This is a genomic window from Nonomuraea sp. NPDC049684 (genome assembly GCF_044465345.1).
GTDB lineage: Bacteria > Actinomycetota > Actinomycetes > Streptosporangiales > Streptosporangiaceae > Nonomuraea.
Map to the genome: position 1 here is coordinate 243,903 of NZ_JBITLO010000006.1, position 18,289 is coordinate 262,191.

The 18,289-nt window shown below is 74.4% G+C and carries 19 protein-coding genes; 5 read left to right on the top strand and 14 right to left on the bottom strand.

Going from position 1 to position 18,289, the window contains the following annotated elements; all coding sequences use genetic code 11:
- Window positions 1–50 precede the first annotated feature (50 nt).
- Complete coding sequence (locus ACIBST_RS21510; protein WP_397174256.1) at window positions 51–743, bottom strand: HAD family hydrolase; 693 nt, start codon at window positions 741–743, stop codon at window positions 51–53.
- A gap of 24 nt (window positions 744–767) precedes the next feature.
- Between ACIBST_RS21510 and ACIBST_RS21515 the strand changes: the two genes are divergently transcribed.
- Together ACIBST_RS21515 and ACIBST_RS21520 are read left to right on the top strand one after the other, a co-directional pair.
- Window positions 768–1,412 carry an SDR family oxidoreductase gene (locus tag ACIBST_RS21515; protein WP_397173894.1) on the top strand — a complete coding sequence of 215 codons (645 nt, stop codon included), beginning with the start codon at window positions 768–770 and terminating at the stop codon, window positions 1,410–1,412.
- 81 nt (window positions 1,413–1,493) lie between these two features.
- Window positions 1,494–3,998 carry an ATP-dependent Clp protease ATP-binding subunit gene (locus ACIBST_RS21520; protein ID WP_397173896.1) on the top strand — a complete coding sequence of 835 codons (2,505 nt, stop codon included), beginning with the start codon at window positions 1,494–1,496 and terminating at the stop codon, window positions 3,996–3,998.
- A gap of 4 nt (window positions 3,999–4,002) precedes the next feature.
- On the opposite strand, the gene ptsP is transcribed toward ACIBST_RS21520, so the two are convergent.
- Genes ptsP through ACIBST_RS21560 form a run of 8 tightly spaced genes read right to left on the bottom strand, consistent with a single transcriptional unit; the run spans window position 4,003 to window position 10,634 of the window.
- Window positions 4,003–5,604, bottom strand: coding sequence for a phosphoenolpyruvate--protein phosphotransferase (gene ptsP, locus ACIBST_RS21525; RefSeq protein WP_397173897.1), 1,602 nt, complete (start codon window positions 5,602–5,604; stop codon window positions 4,003–4,005).
- On the bottom strand, window positions 5,597–5,926 hold the full coding sequence (locus ACIBST_RS21530; RefSeq protein ID WP_397173899.1) for an HPr family phosphocarrier protein: 330 nt from the start codon (window positions 5,924–5,926) through the stop codon (window positions 5,597–5,599). Before ACIBST_RS21530 ends, ptsP begins: the two co-directional genes overlap by 8 nt.
- A 12-nt stretch (window positions 5,927–5,938) precedes the next feature.
- Window positions 5,939–6,943, bottom strand: coding sequence for a zinc-dependent dehydrogenase (locus ACIBST_RS21535; RefSeq protein WP_397173901.1), 1,005 nt, complete (start codon window positions 6,941–6,943; stop codon window positions 5,939–5,941).
- Window positions 6,940–7,365 (bottom strand): PTS sugar transporter subunit IIA, encoded by a 426-nt coding sequence (locus tag ACIBST_RS21540; protein ID WP_397173903.1) that lies wholly within the window; start codon window positions 7,363–7,365, stop codon window positions 6,940–6,942. Before ACIBST_RS21540 ends, ACIBST_RS21535 begins: the two co-directional genes overlap by 4 nt.
- Window positions 7,358–7,666 carry a PTS lactose transporter subunit IIB gene (locus ACIBST_RS21545; RefSeq protein WP_397173905.1) on the bottom strand — a complete coding sequence of 103 codons (309 nt, stop codon included), beginning with the start codon at window positions 7,664–7,666 and terminating at the stop codon, window positions 7,358–7,360. Before ACIBST_RS21545 ends, ACIBST_RS21540 begins: the two co-directional genes overlap by 8 nt.
- 3 nt (window positions 7,667–7,669) lie before the next feature.
- Entirely contained in the window at window positions 7,670–8,860 is a 1,191-nt protein-coding gene (gene mtlA, locus ACIBST_RS21550; protein ID WP_397173907.1) for a mannitol-specific PTS transporter subunit IIC, read from the bottom strand.
- Window positions 8,861–8,892: 32 nt separating this feature from the next.
- Entirely contained in the window at window positions 8,893–9,876 is a 984-nt protein-coding gene (pfkB, locus tag ACIBST_RS21555) for a 1-phosphofructokinase (protein WP_397173909.1), read from the bottom strand.
- The gene (locus tag ACIBST_RS21560) at window positions 9,873–10,634 is read right to left on the bottom strand and encodes a DeoR/GlpR family DNA-binding transcription regulator (RefSeq protein WP_352350975.1); all 762 of its coding nucleotides are present in this window, start codon (window positions 10,632–10,634) and stop codon (window positions 9,873–9,875) included. Before ACIBST_RS21560 ends, pfkB begins: the two co-directional genes overlap by 4 nt.
- 108 nt (window positions 10,635–10,742) lie before the next feature.
- Between ACIBST_RS21560 and ACIBST_RS21565 the strand changes: the two genes are divergently transcribed.
- From ACIBST_RS21565 to ACIBST_RS21575, 3 genes are all read left to right on the top strand, one after another.
- Window positions 10,743–11,597, top strand: a complete 855-nt coding sequence (locus tag ACIBST_RS21565) for a hypothetical protein (protein ID WP_397173910.1) — start codon at window positions 10,743–10,745, stop codon at window positions 11,595–11,597.
- A 185-nt stretch (window positions 11,598–11,782) separates the two neighbouring features.
- Window positions 11,783–12,352 carry a GrpB family protein gene (locus ACIBST_RS21570; RefSeq protein WP_397173912.1) on the top strand — a complete coding sequence of 190 codons (570 nt, stop codon included), beginning with the start codon at window positions 11,783–11,785 and terminating at the stop codon, window positions 12,350–12,352.
- A gap of 69 nt (window positions 12,353–12,421) precedes the next feature.
- Window positions 12,422–12,991 carry a Pycsar system effector family protein gene (locus ACIBST_RS21575; protein WP_397173914.1) on the top strand — a complete coding sequence of 190 codons (570 nt, stop codon included), beginning with the start codon at window positions 12,422–12,424 and terminating at the stop codon, window positions 12,989–12,991.
- 10 nt (window positions 12,992–13,001) lie between these two features.
- Here ACIBST_RS21575 and ACIBST_RS21580 read toward each other — a convergent pair whose 3' ends face one another.
- The 5 genes from ACIBST_RS21580 to ACIBST_RS21600 form a co-directional block, all read right to left on the bottom strand.
- Window positions 13,002–13,919 (bottom strand): tetratricopeptide repeat protein, encoded by a 918-nt coding sequence (locus ACIBST_RS21580; RefSeq protein ID WP_397173916.1) that lies wholly within the window; start codon window positions 13,917–13,919, stop codon window positions 13,002–13,004.
- Window positions 13,920–14,089: 170 nt separating this feature from the next.
- Entirely contained in the window at window positions 14,090–14,794 is a 705-nt protein-coding gene (locus ACIBST_RS21585; protein WP_397173917.1) for a Crp/Fnr family transcriptional regulator, read from the bottom strand.
- A 15-nt stretch (window positions 14,795–14,809) separates the two neighbouring features.
- The gene (locus tag ACIBST_RS21590; protein WP_397173919.1) at window positions 14,810–16,222 is read right to left on the bottom strand and encodes a tol-pal system YbgF family protein; all 1,413 of its coding nucleotides are present in this window, start codon (window positions 16,220–16,222) and stop codon (window positions 14,810–14,812) included.
- 64 nt (window positions 16,223–16,286) lie between these two features.
- Entirely contained in the window at window positions 16,287–16,976 is a 690-nt protein-coding gene (locus tag ACIBST_RS21595; protein WP_397173921.1) for a hypothetical protein, read from the bottom strand.
- Between the two features lie 41 nt (window positions 16,977–17,017).
- The gene (locus ACIBST_RS21600; RefSeq protein WP_397173923.1) at window positions 17,018–18,286 is read right to left on the bottom strand and encodes a hypothetical protein; all 1,269 of its coding nucleotides are present in this window, start codon (window positions 18,284–18,286) and stop codon (window positions 17,018–17,020) included.
- Window positions 18,287–18,289 lie beyond the last annotated feature (3 nt).

The following is an 18,289-nucleotide window of genomic DNA, read 5'->3' on the forward strand; positions in this document are numbered from 1 at the left end:
GGGATACGCACGATCAAGCTGGGAGGTTCGGCGAGATATTCCCCCCTCGCTCAGGACGGGGAGCGCACGCCGAGCTCGTCCAGCCTGTCGAGCATGTCCGCCGGATCGGCGTACACGCGGAAGGCGCCGGCGCGTTCGAGCTCGTCCCTGCCATATCCACCGGACAGCAGCCCGATGCCGAGCGCGCCCGCCCGGCGGGCGGCCAGCAGATCCCAGACGCTGTCGCCCACCACCATCGCATGCAGCGGGTCCACCTGGACCAGCGCCGCACCGGCCAGGAACAGATCCGGGTCCGGCTTGGCCCGCCGCACCTGGTCGCGGGTGACCATCGGGGTGTCCTCCGGCAGGCCCAGCATGCCCAGCGCGAGCCGGGCCGTACGGGCGTAGCCGCTGGTCGCGATGGCCCACGGCACGCCGCGCGCGGTCAGCTCGCCGAGCAGCTCGGCCGCGCCGGGCAGCGGCTTGACCGAGTCCACCTGCTGCTCGTACGCCTCGGCGTGGTGCACCTGGAGCTGGTCGATCTGCTCCTGGGTCAGCTTCAGGCCGGTCTCGCGCAGCAGCGCGCTGACGAACAGGCCGCCGCTCATGCCGATGCGCCGGTGGATGCGCCACACCGACAGGTCGATCCCCATCCCGGACAGCGCCTGCCGCCAGGCGACGACGTGCTGGTAGACGCTGTCGATGAGGGTGCCGTCCAGGTCGAACAGGAATGCGGGCGTGGGGGCCTGCGGGAAGTCGCTCATGACGTCCATGACACCATGGGAGGCATGCGGATCATCATCGCGGGTGGGCACGGCAAGATCGCGCTGCGGCTGGCCGAGCGGCTCAGGTCCGGCGCGGTCGGCCTGGTGCGCAACCCCGCGCACGTGGCCGACGTCGAGGCCACCGGGGCCGAGGCCGTGCTGTGCGACCTGGAGCGGGCCACCCCCGACGAGGTGACGGAGATCCTGCGCGACGCCGACGCCGTGATCTTCGCGGCCGGCGCTGGCCCGGGCAGCGGCGCGGCCCGCAAGGACACCGTCGACCGGGCCGCGTCCGTCCTGATGGCCGACGCCGCCGAGCGGGCGGGCGTGCGGCGGTTCATCCAGATCTCCTCCATGGGCGCGGGCCGCCCGCCCGCCCCGGGCAGCGACGCGGTCTGGGCCGCCTACATCGAGGCCAAGACCGCCGCCGAGGACGACCTGCGCGCCCGCGACGGCCTGGCCTGGACGATCCTGCGCCCCGGCCGCCTGACCGACGAGCCCGGCACGGGCCTGGTCCGGCTGGCCCCCGAGGTGCCGCCCGGCTCGGTGCCGCGCGACGACGTGGCCGCCGTCGTCATGGCGCTGCTGGAGAACCCGGGCACCGCGCATCGCACGCTGGAGCTCGTCTCAGGCGAAACCCCCGTGATCGACCTCATGGCCACCGAGTAATGCGTCCCCTTTGCCGATTGCTGGCTATGACTTGCGGCTTCTTCGGCTAGATGTCCCCCTGATGCACTAGGGGGAGATCAAATGTCGGACATGCCGTTCAGGTCGTTCTTCGGGGGAGATCCGTTCAGGGGGTTCGAGGAGCTCACCGGGCGGGTGTTCGGCGGGATGGAGGGCTGGCCGCCGTCCCGTCCCAGCGTGCAGCGGGTCGACGTGGGCAAGCTCCTCAGCGCCTCGGCCAGGGAGGTGCTCAGCCGGGCCCTGGAGGTCGCCGGGCAGCGCGGCGCGCAGGACCTGGACGTCCTGGACGTCCTCGACGCGCTGACCGAGTCCGACGCCACCCGCCCGCTGATGCAGGCGGCGGGCGTCGACCTCGGCAGGCTGCGCGACCGCATCGACGCCCTGACCGGACCCGGCACCGGCACCGAGCCGCCCACCACGCTCACCCCGGCGGCCAAGCGCGCCGTCCTGGACGCCCAGCGCATCTCCCGCGCCCTCCAGTCCTCCTACATCGGCCCCGAGCACCTGCTGCTCGCCCTGGCCGCCAACCCCGACTCCGGGGCCGCCCGCCTGCTCCAGGAGCAGGGCGTCTCGGCCAACGAGCTGCAGCAGGCCATCGTGTCCGGCGCGTCCCGCCAGCAGCACGGCGACGGACGGCGGCCCACCGACACGCCCGCGCTCGACGAGTACGGCCGCGACCTGACCGAGGAGGCCAGGCAGGGCAGGATCGACCCGGTCGTCGGCCGCGAGGACGAGATCGAGCAGGCCATCGAGGTGCTCTCGCGGCGCACCAAGAACAACCCGTGCCTGATCGGCGAGCCCGGCGTCGGCAAGACCGCCATCGTCGAGGGCATCGCCCAGCGCATCGTCAACGGCAGCGTGCCCGACACGCTCAAGGACCGCCGCGTCGTCGCGCTCGACCTGACCGGCATGGTCGCCGGGTCGAAGTACCGGGGCGAGTTCGAGGAGCGCATCAAGAAGGTCATCGACGAGGTGCGCGCGCACGCCGACGAGACCATCGTCTTCATCGACGAGGTGCACACCCTGGTCGGCGCCGGCTCGGCCGAGGGCGGCATGGACGCGGCCAACATCCTCAAGCCCGCCCTGGCCCGCGGCGAGCTGCACGTCATCGCCGCCACCACCATCGACGAGTACCGCAAGAACATCGAGAAGGACGCCGCGCTCGAACGCCGTTTCCAGCCCATCCTGGTCAGCGAGCCCACCGTCGAGCAGACGGTCGAGATCCTGGCCGGGCTGCGCGACGCGTACGAGGCCCACCACCAGGTCCGCATCACCGACGAGGCCCTGGACGCCGCCGCCAACCTCTCGGCCCGCTACATCCCCGACCGATTCCTGCCCGACAAGGCCATCGACCTGATGGACCAGTCCTCGGCCCGGGTCCGGCTGCGCTCGCGCACCCCCGCCAGCGACGTGCGCGAGCTGGAGGAACGCCTAGACGCGCTGCGCCGCGACAAGGACCAGGCGGTCACCTCCGACGACTTCGACCGGGCCAAGGAGCTCACCGTCCAGATCGACAAGCTCCGTCCCGAGCTGGACCGCGCCCGGCAGGGGCACGACAGCGTCCCGCAGGTCATGGTGGAGGACATCGCCGAGGTCGTCTCCCGGCGTACCGGCATTCCCGTCACCCAGCTCACCGAGCAGGAGCGCGAGCGGCTGATGCGGCTGGAGGAGCACCTGCACGAGCGGGTCATCGGCCAGGACGAGGCCGTCACCGCCATCGCCGAGGCCGTCCGCCGCGCCCGGGCGGGCCTGTCGGACCCCAACCGGCCCATCGGCAGCTTCCTGTTCCTCGGCCCGACCGGCGTCGGCAAGACCGAGCTGGCCAGGGCGCTGGCCGCCGCGCTGTTCGGCGGCGAGGACCACATGGTGCGCATCGACATGAGCGAGTTCCAGGAGCGGCACACCGTCTCCCGCCTGATCGGCGCGCCCCCCGGGTACGTCGGCTACGAGGAGGCCGGCCAGCTCACCGAGGCCGTCCGCCGCCGCCCGCACGGCGTCGTCCTGCTCGACGAGATCGAGAAGGCCCACCCCGACGTCATGAACATCCTGCTCCAGATGCTCGACGACGGCCGCCTGACCGACGGACAGGGCCGCACGGTCGACTTCACCAACACCATCGTCATCATGACCAGCAACATCGGCGCCCAGCTCATCCTGGACGCCGAGGGCGACACCCCGCGCCTGCAGGACGAGCTCATGGACCTGCTGCGCCACTCCCTGCGCCCCGAGCTGCTCAACCGCATCGACGAGGTGATCATCTTCAAGCGGCTGGAACGCGAGCAGCTGCGCCAGATCGTGGACCTGCTGCTGGAGCGCACCCGGCAGCGGCTGCGCGGCCAGGACGTCACCCTGGAGGTCGGCGACGAGGCCAAGGACTGGCTGGCCCGGCGCGGCTACCAGCCCGAGTTCGGCGCCCGCCCGCTGCGCCGGACCGTGCAGCGGGAACTGGACAACCGCCTGTCCACGATGCTGCTGACCGGCGAGGTGGCCGAGGGCGGCAAGGTCACCGTGGACGTCGAGGACGACCGGCTCCGGCTCAGGGCCCACAACCCCGAGCCGGTCGGCTGACCGGTCAGCGCCGCGGCAGGCGGGCGCGCTCGCGGCACTCCTGCAGGGTGAGGGCCGCCAGCGCCTCGCGGACGACGGGCACGCACACCGGGGCCATCGACAGGCTGGACACCCCGAGCCCCACCAGCAGCGGCGCGACCGCCGGGTCGCCGGCGGCCTCGCCGCACACGCCGACCGGCTTGCCCGCCCGCAGCCCCGCCTCGGCGCACATGCCGACCAGCCGCAGCAGGGCGGGCTGGGCCGGGTCGAGCAGGTCGGACAGGCCGGGATGCTGCCGGTCGGCGGCGAAGGTGTACTGGGCCAGGTCGTTGGTGCCGACGCTGAGGAAGTCCACCTCGGCCAGCAGCTCGTCGGCCTGGAGGGCGGCGGCGGGCACCTCGACCATCACGCCCGCGCTGGGGATGCCGCGGGCGCGGACGCGGCGGGCGAAGTCGGCGGCCTCGCGGGCGGTGGTCACCATCGGGGCCATCACCCGCACGTCGGCGCCCGTGGCGCGGGCGGCCTCGGCGATGGCGTCGAGCTGGGCGTCCAGGACGCCGGGCAGCACGCGGTCGACGCGCAGGCCGCGCACGCCCAGCGCCGGGTTCGGCTCGTCCGGCAGGCCCAGGAAGGGCAGCGGCTTGTCGGTGCCGGCGTCGAGCGTGCGCACGGTCACCGGCACGCCCGCGGCGAACGCCTCCGCGAACACCTCCGCGTACGCGGCGACCTGCTCCTCGTGGGAGGGCGGCAGCCTGCGGTCGAGGAACAGGAACTCGGTGCGGAACAGGCCCACGCCCTCCGCGCCCGGCCGCAGGTCCGCGGCCGAGCCGATGTTGTGCAGCAGCTTCACCGGGTGGCCGTCGGCGGTCCTGCCCGGACCGGCGCTGGTGGCCAGCCGCTCGCGGTCGCGCCGGTCGGACTCCCGTACGCGGTCGGCCTCCGCGCCGGTGAGGCCGACCGTGACCTCGCCGGTGACGCCATCGACGCCGACCACCGTCCCGTCGGGGACGTCCATGACCCCGGCGCAGGCCACCACGGCGGGCAGGCCGCGGCCGCGGGCCAGGATCGCGGTGTGACCGGTGGGCCCGCCGCGCTCGGTGACCAGCGCCAGCACCCGCGGGCCCAGGCCGACGGTGTCGGCGGGCGACAGGTCCGCGGCCACCAGCACGAACGGATGGCCGGGGTCGGGCACGCCCGGCATGGGCAGGCCCAGGGCGGCGGCCACCGCGCGGGCCCTGAGGTCGTCGAGGTCGGCGGCCCGCTCGGCGAGGTAGCCGCCGAGCGCGGCCAGGGCCTCCTGGTGCGCGGAGAAGGCGGCGTCCAGGGCGTGGGGGGCGTCCAGGCCGTCGTCGCGCACGTGCGCCTCGGCCTGCTCGCGCAGCTCCGGGTCGGCGGCCATCATGGCCAGCGCCTCCAGGATCTCGGCCCCTTCGGCGCCGGCGTGGGCGGCGCGGCGCTCCAGGTCGGCGGCGAGGGCGTCGAGGGCCTTCGCGGCGGCGGCCGCCTCGGCGCCGGGGTCGGTGACCCGGCGGGGGGCGGGCAGCACCGGCGGGGCCGCCATCCGCACCACGGGCCCGGCGGTGCGGCCCTGGCTGACCCCCACGCCCTTCAGCGTCGCCTCAGGCATCGAGCGCCTCACCGGCCCCGGTCGCGGCTTCAGCCGCCGCGCCCGCGCCCGGCGCGGGGACGGCGTCGAGGTCGCGGGACAGCAGGGCGGCCAGCGCGTCGAGCGCCTCCTCGGCCCCCGCGCCCTCGGCCTCCAGCGTCACCACCGTGCCCTGCACCGCGCCCAGCGACAACACCCCCAGCATGCTGCCGGCCGGCACCGACTTCTCGCCGAGCCGCACCCGCACCGGCACCCCGAGCCGGGCCGCCTCCCGCACGAACACCTTCGCCGGACGCGCGTGCAGGCCGCCGGCCGAGGCCACGGCCACCGTTCGACTCGCCATCGCCAACCTCCTTCAGGGTTCTATCGTCACCTTGATCGCTCTGCCCGTGCTGACGAGGTCGATCCCGTCGAGCACCCGGGGCAGCGGCAGCCGGTGGGTGATCAGGTCGGACACCACGACGGCGCCCTCGGCCACCAGGCGCAGGGCCTCGGCGTTGTGCGCGGGGCTGGAGCCGTTCGCGCCCACGATGGTCAGCTCCCGGTAGTGGACCAGGTTGGCGTCGAGGGCGATGACCGGGTCGTCCTTCGGCAGGCCGCCGAAGAAGCTCACGCGCCCCTGCCGGGCGGCCATCCGGACGGCCTGCTCCTGGGCCGCGCCCGAGGCCGCCGCGGTGATCACGACGTCGGCGCCGCGGCCGCCGGTCAGCTTGAGCACCTGCCCGACGGCGTCGGAGTCGATCACCGCGTCGGGACGCACCAGCTCGGCCGCCATCGCCAGCCGGTCGGCGTTGACGTCCACCAGGAAGACCCGGGACGCGCCGCGCGCCCGCGCCAGCCGTACGTGCAGGCAGCCGATCGGGCCCGCGCCCATCACCACGACGTCGTCGCCCGGCCCCACCCCGGCCAGCGACTGGCCGTTGAGCACGCAGGCCAGCGGCTCGGCCACCGACGCCTCGGCGAACCCGACGCCGTCCGGGACGTGGTTGACGCCGTTCACCGCCAGCACCTTGGCCGGGACGACCACGTACTCGGCGAAGCCGCCGTCGTAGTGGTAGCCCATCGACTCCTGGCGCGGGCAGACGGTCAGGCGGCCCCGGCGGCACTCCGCGCACGTCCCGCACGGGATGGCGGCGATCACCTGCACCCGCGCCCCGGTGCCGACGACCTCGCCGGCGATCTCGTGGCCCATCACGCGCGGCGGCCTGATGTGGTGGTGGCCGTACCGGAAGATCTTGGCGTCGGTGCCGCAGGTCGAGCAGTTGCGCACCCGGATCTTCAGCTCGCCCGGCCCGGCCTGCGGCTCCGGCGCGTCCTCGATCCTGATGTCGCCCGGGGCGTGGAACCTGGCTACCTTCACGTCAGCTCCTTCAGCACCTGGGCCGGCTCGGTCGCCTCGCGCAACGCCCTGGCCCGGTCGGGGTCGAGCAGGATCTCGGCCAGCGCCGCCAGCAGCGGCACGTGCCCGTCGCCGGCGGCGGCGATGCCCACGCACAGCGTGACGCGCTCGCCGTCCCAGTCGATCCCGCCGGGGAAGCGCACGACGCAGATCGCGTCGCGCGTGACGTCCCGCTTGGAGGCGGCCGTGCCGTGCGGGACGGCCACCCCCTCGCCGACGTAGGTGGAGATCGTGCGCTCGCGTTCGAGCATCGCCTCGACGTACGGCTCCGCGACCGCCCCCACCTCCACCAGCACCCGCCCGCACCGGCGGACGGCCTCCTCCCGCGAGGCCGCGCTCTCGTGCAGCAGGATCGCCCGCGCGTCGAGCAGGTCCTCACGCATCGACGGTGCCGCCGTTCCTGATGGTGTTCACCAGCGCGGTCACCGCCGGGTCGCCGAGGAAGACCTGGAAGGACACCAGCGCCTTGCCCGTCGCGGCGGCCCTGGCGCGGGCGGCCAGCCCGGCGTGGCACACGACGACGTCGGCGTCGGCGGGGATGGAGTTCACCGGGGTGTGCTCGACGGTGACGCCGCTCTCCTTGAGCTGCTTGCGGAGCTGGGAGGCGAGCATGACGCTGCTGCCCATGCCCGCGTCGCAGGCCACGACGATCTTGTGGATGTCCTTGCTGTCGATGCCGGCCACGGCTCACGCCTCCTTGCTGACGGGTTCGGTCCGGACGGGTCGGGTGCTCGCGGGTTCGGTGCCGGCGGGTTCGGGGCTCTGGGGCGCGGGCGCCGGCGGGTCCGCGGCGGCGTCCTGCGGGCCGGGGACGTCCGGCGTCGGCTCCTTCTCGCCCCGGCCGAAGCCCAGCAGGACGGCGGCGACGGCGAACGACACGGCGGTGGCCACCGCGATCCCGGCGATCGAGCCGAGCCAGCCGCCGCGCGGCGTCACCGCGAGGTAGGCGAAGATGCTGCCGGGGGAGGGCGTGGCGACCAGGCCCGCGCCGGTGATCATGAAGGTGAACACGCCGGCCGCGCCGCCCGCGATGACGGCCAGGATGAGCCGCGGCTTCATCAGCACGTACGGGAAGTAGATCTCGTGGATGCCGCCGAAGAAGTGGATGATCATCGCGGCGGGCGTGCTCGGCCGCAGCGGACGCGGCCCGAACAGCAGGTACGCCACCAGCAGCCCGAGCCCCGGACCGGGGTTCGACTCCAGCATGAACAGGATCGACCTGCCCTGCCGCACCGCCTCGGCCACCCCCAGCGGCCCCAGCACGCCGTGGTTGACCGCGTTGTTCAGGAACAGCACCTTGGCCGGCTCGATCAGCACCGAGGCCACCGGCAGCAGGTTGTTGGTGATCAGCCACTCGACCGCCTGGCCCGCCGCGTCGGTGACCACCCGGACGACCGGCCCGATGCCCAGCACCCCGGCCACGGCCATCGCGGCGCCCACGATGCCGGCGGTGAAGTTGTCCACCAGCATCTCGAACCCGGCCCGGGTCCGCTGCTCAGTGAACTTGTCCACATATTTCAGGATCACGGCGGCGAGCGGGCCGACGATCATCGCGCCCAGGAACATCGGGATGTCCGAGCCCACGACCACGCCCATCGCCGCCACCGCGCCGACGACCGCGCCACGCTGCCCATGGACCATGCGGCCGCCGGTGTAGGCGATGAGGATCGGCAGCAGGGCCTTGATGACCGGGTCGACCAGCGCGGCCAGCTCCTTGTCCGGCAGCCAGCCGGTGGGGATGAACAGCGCGGTGATCAGGCCCCAGGCGATGAACGCGCCGATGTTCGGCATGATCATCCCGGCCAGATGGCCGCCTAGGCGCTGGATGGTGGCCTTGACTCCGGTGCCGTAGACCGGAGGGGTGTAACTGTCGGCCATGGACGTGCTCCTTCGGGGGGATGAGCAGTGGATCAGCCGTGCGGTGAGGGGGCGACCGGCTCCGGGACGGCCGGCGCGTGCGGGACGGTGAGCGGGCGGGCCGGGTCGGGGGCTCCCGTGCGCACCCCGGCGCGGTCGATGTCGGCGGGGCCGGGCATCCTGCTGCCGGGCAGCCGGACCGCCGCCGCGCCCCAGGCCAGCGCCTCGGCCAGGGCGGCGACGCCGTGCCCGCCCGCGGCCAGGAACCCGGCCAGCATGGCGTCGCCGGCGCCGACGGAGCTGCGCGGGCCGGTGACCGCGGCCTCGCCGTACCAGACGCCGTCGTCCTGGACGAGGACGGCGCCGTCGGCCCCGAGGCTGGCCAGCACCGTGCGGGCGCCCGCGGCGCGCAGCCCGGCCGCCGCCTCGACCACGTCGCCGACCCGGCACAACGGCCGGCCGGTCACCGCGGCCAGCTCGTCGAGGTTGGGCTTGACCAGCGCCGGACCGGCCTCCAGCGCACGGGCGAGAGCCGGGCCGCTGGTGTCCACGGCGACGCGCAGGCCCGCGGCGGCGAAGCGGCGGCACAGCCGGGCGTAGACGTCGGCGGGCGCCCCGGGCGGCAGGCTGCCCGAGGCCACCACCCAGTCCGCCTCCCGCGCCGCGGCCAGCACGGTCTCGGCGATCGTGTCCAGCTCGGCCGCCGACAACGCGGGCCCCGGCTCGTTGATCTTGGTGACGGTGCCGTCGGGCTCGGCGAGCGCCACGTTGGACCGGGTCGTGCCCGCCACGGGGACGGTGACCATGTCCAGGCCCTCGGCGGCCAGCAGGCGGACGAGCTGCGCGCCCTCGTCCCCGGCGAAGGGCAGCACGGCGCGGGCGGCGACGCCGTTGGCCAGCAGCGCCCGCGAGACGTTGACGCCCTTGCCGCCCGGGTCGAGCCGGGCCCGCGCGGCCCGGATCACCGCGCCCCTGGCCAGGGCGGCGATCTCGATCGTGCGGTCGAGGCTCGGGTTGAGCGTCAACGTGAGGATCACGCGCGGATCACCTCCGGCCCGGCGGCGGCCACGTCGGCGGCCAGCGCCGGGTCGATCCCGGCGTCGGTGATCACCACGTCGATCTCGCCCAGCTCGGCGAACGTGGCCAGGTAGGTGTTGCCGAACTTGGTGTGGTCGGCCAGCAGCACGCTGCGCTGCGCGGCCCGGACCATGGCCCGCTTGATCGCCGCCTCGGCCGGGTCGGGCGTGGTCAGGCCCCGGGCGGGCGAGCAGCCGTTGGCGCCCATGAACGCGACGTCGACGTTGAGGTGTGCCAGCGGGCGCAGCGCCCAGTCGTCGACCGTGGCCAGCGTCTTGCCGCGCAGCCGCCCGCCCAGCACGATCACCTGGAGGTTGGCCCGCGAGGCCAGGACGGTGGCCAGCGGCGGCGAGTTGACGATCACGGTGAGCTCGCGGTCGGCGGGCAGCGCCTGCACCAGGCGGCCGGTGGTGGTGCCGGCGTCGATGATGACCGAGCCGTCCTCGGGCAGCTCGGCCAGGGCCGCCTTGGCGATGCGCTCCTTCTCGGCGGTCATCACCTCGTCGCGGGCGGCCAGCGCGGGCTCGAAGCCCAGGCGCTCCACGGGGATCGCGCCGCCGTGCACCCGGCGCAGCACGCCCGCCCGCTCCAGCGCGGTCAGGTCGCGGCGGATCGTCTCGGTGGTCACGTCGAGCTCGGCGGCCAGGCGCACCACGTCGACGCGGCCCGCGTCCCGCGCTCTGCGGAGGATCTCCTGCTGCCGCTCCTCGGCGTACATGATGTTGGTTCACCGCCGTTTCGGTTTGGTTTCTCCTGTGTTTATACCCGCTTTCGTTGGAGGGTCAAGGGCTGGACGACACAATCTGGTAGTTATAGGCGGGTGCGAATGAAGCCCCTGGCCGCCGCGGCGGCGGTCGTCCCCGTCGTCGCCCTGGCCACGCCCGCCCACGCCGCCGTCGCCCGCCCGATCCAGGTGCCGCCGGGCACCACGGCGGCCTGGGTGGTGTTCGACAGGAAGGCGGGCAAGATCGTCGCCGTCCGGAACGCCCACCGCAAGTTCCGCTCGGCGTCCGTCGTCAAGATCCTCATCGCGATCGACTACCTGGAACGGCGCAAGAGCGTGCCCCCGGCCGACGCCCGGCTGCTGAAGATCATGCTGCGCTCCAGCGACGACGACGCCGCCTCGGCGTTCTGGGACCGCGACGGCAAGGGGCAGATCATCGTCCGGATGGCCCGCCGGCTCGGCCTGTCCGACACCACCCCGCCGCCCGCGTCCAAGCCCGGCTTCTGGGGCTACACCTCGCTCAGCGCGTACGACGTCGTCCGGACCTACCGCTACCTGCTCGACACCGCCGACGCCCGGGTGCGCGACCTCGTCCTCGGCCACCTGCGCGCCTCCACGCCGTGCGGCACCGACGGCTTCGACCAGACCTTCGGCATCCCGCGCGCGGTGCCGAGGCCGTGGGCGGTCAAGCAGGGCTGGTCGGGGTTCGGCACGACGCCGCCCGGCAGGTGCGACCCCAAGGCCCTGGCGGCGCCCGTCTCCTGGATCGCGCAGCGCGCGACCGGCTCCGGCGTGCCCGACTACGGGCGGCCCGTGCTGCACACGACGGGGCTGGCCGGCGCGGGCGACCGTCTGGTCATGGCGGTGCTCACGGCCCATCCGGCGGGCAGCGCGTGGAGCGGCTCGGTCAAACGCGTCACCGACCTGACCGCGGCCCTCCATCGCTCGGTCTCGTGACGCCGTAAACAAAATCGGGAAATGCCGGGAGCCCGCCGGGAAATCGTTCCCGCGGGCTGTCGGGCCTCTTTTCCGGAGGCGTTTTCTTCTGGTGAAACCCCTGGTCGTAGCGGTAAGAAAATGGCGTCGAACGTGAAAAGAGAAAAGCTCTAGGTGTGCCGCGCGGGCGGGGTTACCATTTGTCTGTGCCTAGCGTGGACATCGCGAGAAACGATCCGGGTTGGGAATCGGCCGGAAAGGCGCTCGCCGCCGAGCTGCTCGACGCGCTGACGCCCCCCGCGCTCCGGGTGGAGCACATCGGCAGCACCTCCATCCCCGGCATGGACGCCAAACCGATCCTCGATCTCCAGGTGAGCGTGCCCGACCTCGACGACGCCGAGGAGGCTCTGGCCGAGGCGCTGCGCGCGCTGGGCTTCGCCCGCACCGCCTACTTCCACGACCACGTCCCCGCGGGCTCGGCCGGCCCGCCCGACCTGTGGCGCAAGCGGCTCTGGATGCGCCGCGGCCACACCGGGCCCGACGTCAACCTGCACCTGCGCGCGGCGGGCGGCGCGGGGGAGCGCTTCGCCCTGCTGTTCCGCGACTGGTTCCGGGCCCATCCGGCCGCGGTGCCCGCCTACGCGGCCTTCAAGCGGTCCTTGGCCGAGACGGTGACCGACGGCGCGGCCTACACCGAGATGAAGAACCCGGTCGTCGACCTGGTCGTGGCGACCGCCGAGGACTGGGCGGCCCGCACCGGCTGGAAAGCGACCTAGCTCCGTGACCCGTCCAGGACAGCCCCGGCGGCCCGGCCGGCGCGCGCATCCGCACCCGGGAACGCCCTCATGAAGCGGGCTCCCGTCAAGAAGTCCCCTCCCGCCGTCGCGCCCGCCGTGCCGCCCGCCGGGCCGCCGGCCGAGCCGGGGGCCGAGCACGCCTGGAAGGCGCTCACGCTCGTCGTGGACCTGGTCAAGCACGCCGAGACCAAGGCGGGCCTCACCCTGGCCGCGGCGGGGGCCGTCGGCGGCCTGGTCTACACGCTCATCAGGAGCGTCCCCCGCACCGGGGCGGCCTTCGGGCTGGCGGCCGCGGCCTGCGCGGTGTGCGTCCTGGCCGCGGCCTTCGCCGCCGCGCTGGCGCTGATCCCCAGGGTGCGCAGCGAGCCCACCAACGCGCTGCACTACCACCACGTCGCCACGCGCTTCGGCGCCCGGCCCGAGACGTACATGGGCGAGCTGAGCGGCCTGGTCGCCCGGCCCGAGGAGCTCGTGCCCGCCCTCGCCCACCAGGTCTGGGCCAACGCCAGGGTGGCCAGGAAGAAGTACCGCTGGGCCGGCCTGGCGCTCGGCGCGCTGCTGGCCGGCCTGGCGATGCTCACCGTCACGGCCGTCATCGCGGTGGTGCAGAACCTCTGACCGCCGCCGGTCACGCCGACAGTTCCAGCAGCTCCCGCACCAGCCGCGCCAGCAGGCCGCCGTCGTCCAGGAGGCCGGCCCCCGTCGCGAAGTAGTGCCGGGCGGCGGCGGGCCGGCCCGCCAGCCGCTCCAGCCGGCCGAGCTCCAGATACGCCGTGGCCTCCCGCGGCGCGCGCTCGATCAGGTACGTGTAGGTCAGCCGCGCCGCCTCCGCCTCACCCGCGTCGAGCTGGGCGCGGCCCAGCCGCAGCAACGTGGAGGGCGAGGGGGCAGGCTCGGCCCGCAGCAGCTCCTCCAGCGAGGCGACCCCGTCGGCGGCGCCGGCCGTACGGGCGGCGCCGGGCACGCCGCCCTGCGCCCGTTCCGACACCCACACCCACGCGGTCGCCGAGAAGCCCCGCTCCGGGATCGTCCCGTCCACCTTCCAGAACTCATCGGGACGCAAGGAGCGGAAGCCGTGCCGGATCACGTCCTGGTAGAGATGGTCGGAGACGACCACCGCCAGCTCGGCGGCCGGATGGTCCACCAGCACCGACTTGACCGCCGGGCTGTCGAGCAGCCGGAAGCACTCGATGATCGCCGGGCCGCTGAAGCCGGTGGGCCCGGTCGACACCACGCCGTTGGTCAGCGACAGCCGCAGCCGGATCCGGGCGCCCTCGCTCAGCAGCCGGTTCTCCTGCCGCAGCGCGACGGTCAGCCCGTGCACCAGCTCGGGGACGACCGCCGTCTCGTCGATGTCGCTCGGGGGCATGATCAGCACGCCGTCGCCGCTGCTCTGCACGATCTCCTCAGGCAGCCCGGCGGCCCGGCAGGCCGCGTACACGACCGTGACCAGGCTCTGCTGGGCGCGGATCTGCTCGGGCACGGGCCGTCCGCTCCAGCCCTTGATGTCGACGGCTCCGCAGAGCACTCTTCGCGGCGATGACATGCGCGTCCTCTCCTGTCGATGGTCGAGGTCATTGTCCGGGGGGCCCGCGACCGGCAACCCCTACTGGTGCGGGGAAGCCGGCCCGGACAGCGGCGATCCTGGTGGAAGCCCGGCCCGCCGCGCAGGGGCCGGCGGGACGGGAGGGGGTCCCGGGCGGCCCCTGCCGGCGCTCACCGTGGGGGATCGCCGAGGAGGTGGTCCGGGACGTCCATGTCGGCCAGCGCGGCCAGCCCGGCCACGTCCAGGATGACCACCCGGCCGCGCTGGCTGACGACCAGCTCCTTCATGGCGGCGATGGCCTTCTGCACCGTTCCCTCCTTCGCGCCGATCAGCATGGCCAGCTCCGCCTGGCGCAGGTCGGCGGCCCAGTGGCCGTCCACGACGTTGGCGTACCGCTGCACCTGGTAGAGCACGGCGCGGGCGAGCCGCTGGTCCACCTCGTAGCCGGCCGCGTCGGCGCGGAAGATGTTGGCCTGCCGCAGCCGGTCGGCGGTGATGGCGGTCAGCGCCACCGCGGCCCTCGGCTGCGAGCCGACGAACTGCTTGAACGCCTCACCGCCCACCACCAGCATGGTGGCCGGCACCCGGACGGTCACCGTGGCGGTGCGCGGCATGTCCCCGAACACCGCCATCTCGCCCAGGATGTCGCCGGGATGGCGGATCGCCAGCAGCGTCTCCGCGCCGTTCTCCACCGTCGCGTGCACGTTGACCCGGCCGGTGAGCAGCAGGAAGACCGCCTCGCCCGGATCGCCCTGGTGGACCACGGCCTCCCCCGAGCCGTACGTCTTGACACGGCCCAGGCGCAGCAGCGCGTTGCGGGTCAGCTCGTCCAGCGCGCCGAGGAAGGAGGTCTTGGGCCACAGGTCGGGAGGCATGCGCGTCACCTCGGATCATGCGGGTGGGGGGCGGGGGACGTTCGTCGTCCAGGGGGACGCCGCCGGGTACAGGCCGTGCTCCTGGAGAACCCTGATTATGACGTCGCCGCCTTCCCGGGATGCGGCACCTGTGCAAACTTCCCGGAGGAAGTCCTTTCTGTCCTCACCGGAAACCCGGATCAGGGCGGTGCCGAGCAGCCGCCGGGTCGTCTGCAGGTCCCGGCGCCGGGCCGCCCGGAAGGCGAGCGGCACCAGCGGCAGCGGGCTGCGGGGGTCGGCCTCGGCCGCCTCGTTGAGGAAGGCGTCGGCGACGGCGAGGTCGCCCAGCGCGGTGCGCACGCATGACAGGTCGAGCAGCAGCGCGCAGGCCAGCCGGTCCGCCGGCGTTCCCGTCGTTCCCGTCGGCGCCGCCGTCTGTGCCGCCGTCTGTGCCGCCCCGGCCGCCCCGGCCGCGCCCGCCGTTCCCGCCGTTCCCGCCGGGACCGCTGGGAGCGCTGGGAGCGGGCGGCTTCGGATCAGGCGCAGGCCCTCGGTGAGGTAGACCAGCGCGAGGTGGGTGCGGTGGCGTTCGAGCTCCAGGCGGCCCAGCCGCTGGCACACCGCCGCGCACAGCGGCCTGCGTGCCAGCAGGAACGACCACGTCTGGGCCGCGGCCTCGACGTCGCCGAGCCGCCGGTGGCAGTCGCCGAGCCGCAGCAGCGACTCCTCGGCGTCCGGGCCGTCCGCCCCGGGCAGCAGCCGCAGCGTCTCCTCCAGGTCGAGGATCGCCTGCCGGTACTCGCCCCGCCCCAGCAGCCGCCCGGCCCGCGCCGCCATCTCCCCGGCCCGCGAACGGCACGGCCCGTCCGCGACGGGCCTGTCCGGGGCGGGCCCGTCCGGGGCGTGCAGCCAGGCGATCGGGGACGCGCCACGGCCGACCCGGACGGGACGGTAGTCCTCGGGACGGTGGTCCAGCAGCCCCCGGGCCACCACGTTCTGGAAGAAGGAGTCCGAGGCGACCACGGTCAGGTTCGCCGTCGTGGCCCGGACCGCGTCGCTGTCCAGCAGCCGGAGGCACTCGGCGACGGCGTGGCCCGCGATCCCCGGCGGCAGGACCAGCCCGCGGGCCAGCGCCAGCCGCAGCCTGATCCCGGACCGGGCGCCGCAGGCTCGGTTGGCGTCGTCGAGCGCGGCGCCGACCTCCCGCAGCAGGCGCGAGAGCACGTCCAGCGAGTCACCGCCGACCGGCAGCAGCAGGTGCACACCGTGGTCCGGCAACCAGCGCTGCTCCCCGCCGCCCTGGCCCCCGGCCTGGCCCCCGGCCTCGCGCCCGCCCCCGGCGTCAGTGCTGGGCCGTGAGGCGGAGTCGAACGCCGTGGTCAGCGCCGTCTCTAGCCGGGCCCGGGCGGCGGCCGTCCCGGGGGCGCGCTCGTCGATGCGGGCGGTCACGCACACACCGTCCACGCAAGCCTCCGATCCGGCCGGGGACAGGTCCCGTCAGCACGGCCCGTCATCAGAACTCGACGTGGTCGAGGGGGACTTCGCGGAAGCCGGCGACCCGCTCCGGGACCTGCAACGTGTTGCCGGCGGCGGTGGCCACCAGGGAGTTGAGCATGGTGTTCAGCGCGGAGGTGATCGCCTCGGTGTCGGTCGCCGCGCCGGGCTCGGCGATGAAGGCCGCGACCGTGGCCATCCGCTGCAACACCCCCTCGACCGCCTCGCCGAACCCGTAGGTGAGGACGTGCGGATGCGGACGCCACCGCGGGTCGGTCAGCGCCTCGAACGCCTCCACCCATCTCTGCGCGGGAGTGTCGGCGGGCGCGCCGTCGGTCAGCAGGAACACGACGGGCCGCAGCGGACGCGACCCCCGCGCGGTCAGCCCGGACAGGTCGAGCTCGATGCGGTCGCGCAGCGTCTCGAACAACGGGGCGAAGTACGTGGACCCGCGGCACTCCACGGTCGGCAGGCCGGTCAGGGCGGCGATCTCCGTCATCGCCAGCACCACGTGCGGCCGGGTGCTGAAGGTCAGGATCGACAGATGGACGAACTCCGAGATGCGCGGGCTGGAGTAGAGCGTGTTGACGATGTCCTCAAGGGTGCGGTTGAGCAGGCTCTCGTGCGGCTTCATGGACTTGGACACGTCGAGCACCAGATAGGTCGGCAGGACCTGCTGCCCGGCCTGGCCGGGGCTTGGATCGTTCACGGGGGCTCCAGATCTGACGTCGTTGGGGGCCGGACGCCGGCTCAGGCGAACAGGGACGCCACGAGCCCGGCGCCGGCGAGCAGCACAAGGACGGCGAGGCAGACCACGATCACCACGGGCAGCAGGCGTCCCGGGGAGAGGACCCCGCCAGGAGCCGTCGTCGGCCGGCCCTCGGAAGGGGCGGCGTCCGCGGGCCGGCGCTCCGGCCGCCCTGCCCGCCCGCCGGTCGCACCGGCGGCCCGGTCCACAGAAGCAGGGGGCGGGTCCGCAGGGGAGGCGGCCCGTCCCACAGAGGCAGCGGGCGGGCCCGCAGGGGAGGCGGCCCGGTCCGGAGGGGCAGCGGGCCGGGCTGCGGGGGAGGCGGGGCGGTCGGGCGGGACGTCCGTGACCGGCCCGAGCGGCGGGCGCGGGACGGGGATCCGGACGAACTGCTCCGGGCGCGCCGTCTCCAGCAGGGCCAGCAGCTCGGCGACGGCAGGACGCCGCGCGGGGTCGGCGGCGGTCAGCGACCGGTGCAGCGCCTGGCCGAGCGGCCCGTCGCGCACGGCCGACGGCAGCGCGGCGTGGGCGGCTTCGGGGTCCGGTCCGCGCACCCCGGTCAGGCAGCGCACGACCAGCACCGCCAGCTTGTACCGGTCCGTCCGGACGGTCAGCCGGTCACCGGGCGCCACGCGGGGGTCGTCCCACATCTTGGACTCCACCCACGGCCGGTCCGTCAACCCGCAGGAGTCCACGTCGATGACGAACACCCGGCCGCTGCGGCGCGTCCAGAAGGCGTTGGCGTAGGACCAGTCGCCGTAGACGACGTCGTGCCGCTCCAGCAGGGCCCCGACGGCGGCGAGGTTGCGCGCGACGGCCAGCCGCTCGGCCGGGGCCGGCGTCTCCCAGCCGCGCCGGGCGAAGAACCCCGGATCGGCCTGGACGAGATGGTCGACCTCCAGCAGCCGGACCGTCGTCGATCCCGAGATCATCCGCATCGGGACGCCGAACTCCGCCGGCGCCCTGGCGACGACGACCCCGGCCGTCCTGGCGCCGTCCACGACCCGGGTGACCGGCCAGGACACGCTCCGGTCGATCAGCGCCCGATCGGCCGCCGGCATCCCGGCCGGCAGGGCGATCAGCCGCTCCAGCACGCCGGCCGCCCCGGGGGTGTGACCAGGCCGGTAGAGCTTCACCAGCCAGCCGGGGTGGGCGGCGCACTCGTAGACGATCTCCGACTCGCCGTTCTCGGCCGCGAGCACGGCGCCGCGCTCGGCGACCTCCGCGATCGGTGTGACGGCCTCGAACGGGCTGTCCGACCATGCCCTCACGAC

Bases quoted from the DNA above. Each gene is read 5' to 3' on its own strand.
- ACIBST_RS21510 (WP_397174256.1), bottom strand. From the start codon at position 743: ATGAGCGACTTCCCGCAGGCCCCCACGCCCGCATTCCTGTTCGACCTG.
- ACIBST_RS21515 (WP_397173894.1), top strand. From the start codon at position 768: ATGCGGATCATCATCGCGGGTGGGCACGGCAAGATCGCGCTGCGGCTG.
- ACIBST_RS21520 (WP_397173896.1), top strand. From the start codon at position 1,494: ATGTCGGACATGCCGTTCAGGTCGTTCTTCGGGGGAGATCCGTTCAGG.
- ptsP (WP_397173897.1), bottom strand. From the start codon at position 5,604: ATGCCTGAGGCGACGCTGAAGGGCGTGGGGGTCAGCCAGGGCCGCACC.
- ACIBST_RS21530 (WP_397173899.1), bottom strand. From the start codon at position 5,926: ATGGCGAGTCGAACGGTGGCCGTGGCCTCGGCCGGCGGCCTGCACGCG.
- ACIBST_RS21540 (WP_397173903.1), bottom strand. From the start codon at position 7,365: ATGCGTGAGGACCTGCTCGACGCGCGGGCGATCCTGCTGCACGAGAGC.
- mtlA (WP_397173907.1), bottom strand. From the start codon at position 8,860: ATGGCCGACAGTTACACCCCTCCGGTCTACGGCACCGGAGTCAAGGCC.
- ACIBST_RS21560 (WP_352350975.1), bottom strand. From the start codon at position 10,634: ATGTACGCCGAGGAGCGGCAGCAGGAGATCCTCCGCAGAGCGCGGGAC.
- ACIBST_RS21565 (WP_397173910.1), top strand. From the start codon at position 10,743: ATGAAGCCCCTGGCCGCCGCGGCGGCGGTCGTCCCCGTCGTCGCCCTG.
- ACIBST_RS21575 (WP_397173914.1), top strand. From the start codon at position 12,422: ATGAAGCGGGCTCCCGTCAAGAAGTCCCCTCCCGCCGTCGCGCCCGCC.
- ACIBST_RS21580 (WP_397173916.1), bottom strand. From the start codon at position 13,919: ATGTCATCGCCGCGAAGAGTGCTCTGCGGAGCCGTCGACATCAAGGGC.
- ACIBST_RS21585 (WP_397173917.1), bottom strand. From the start codon at position 14,794: ATGCCTCCCGACCTGTGGCCCAAGACCTCCTTCCTCGGCGCGCTGGAC.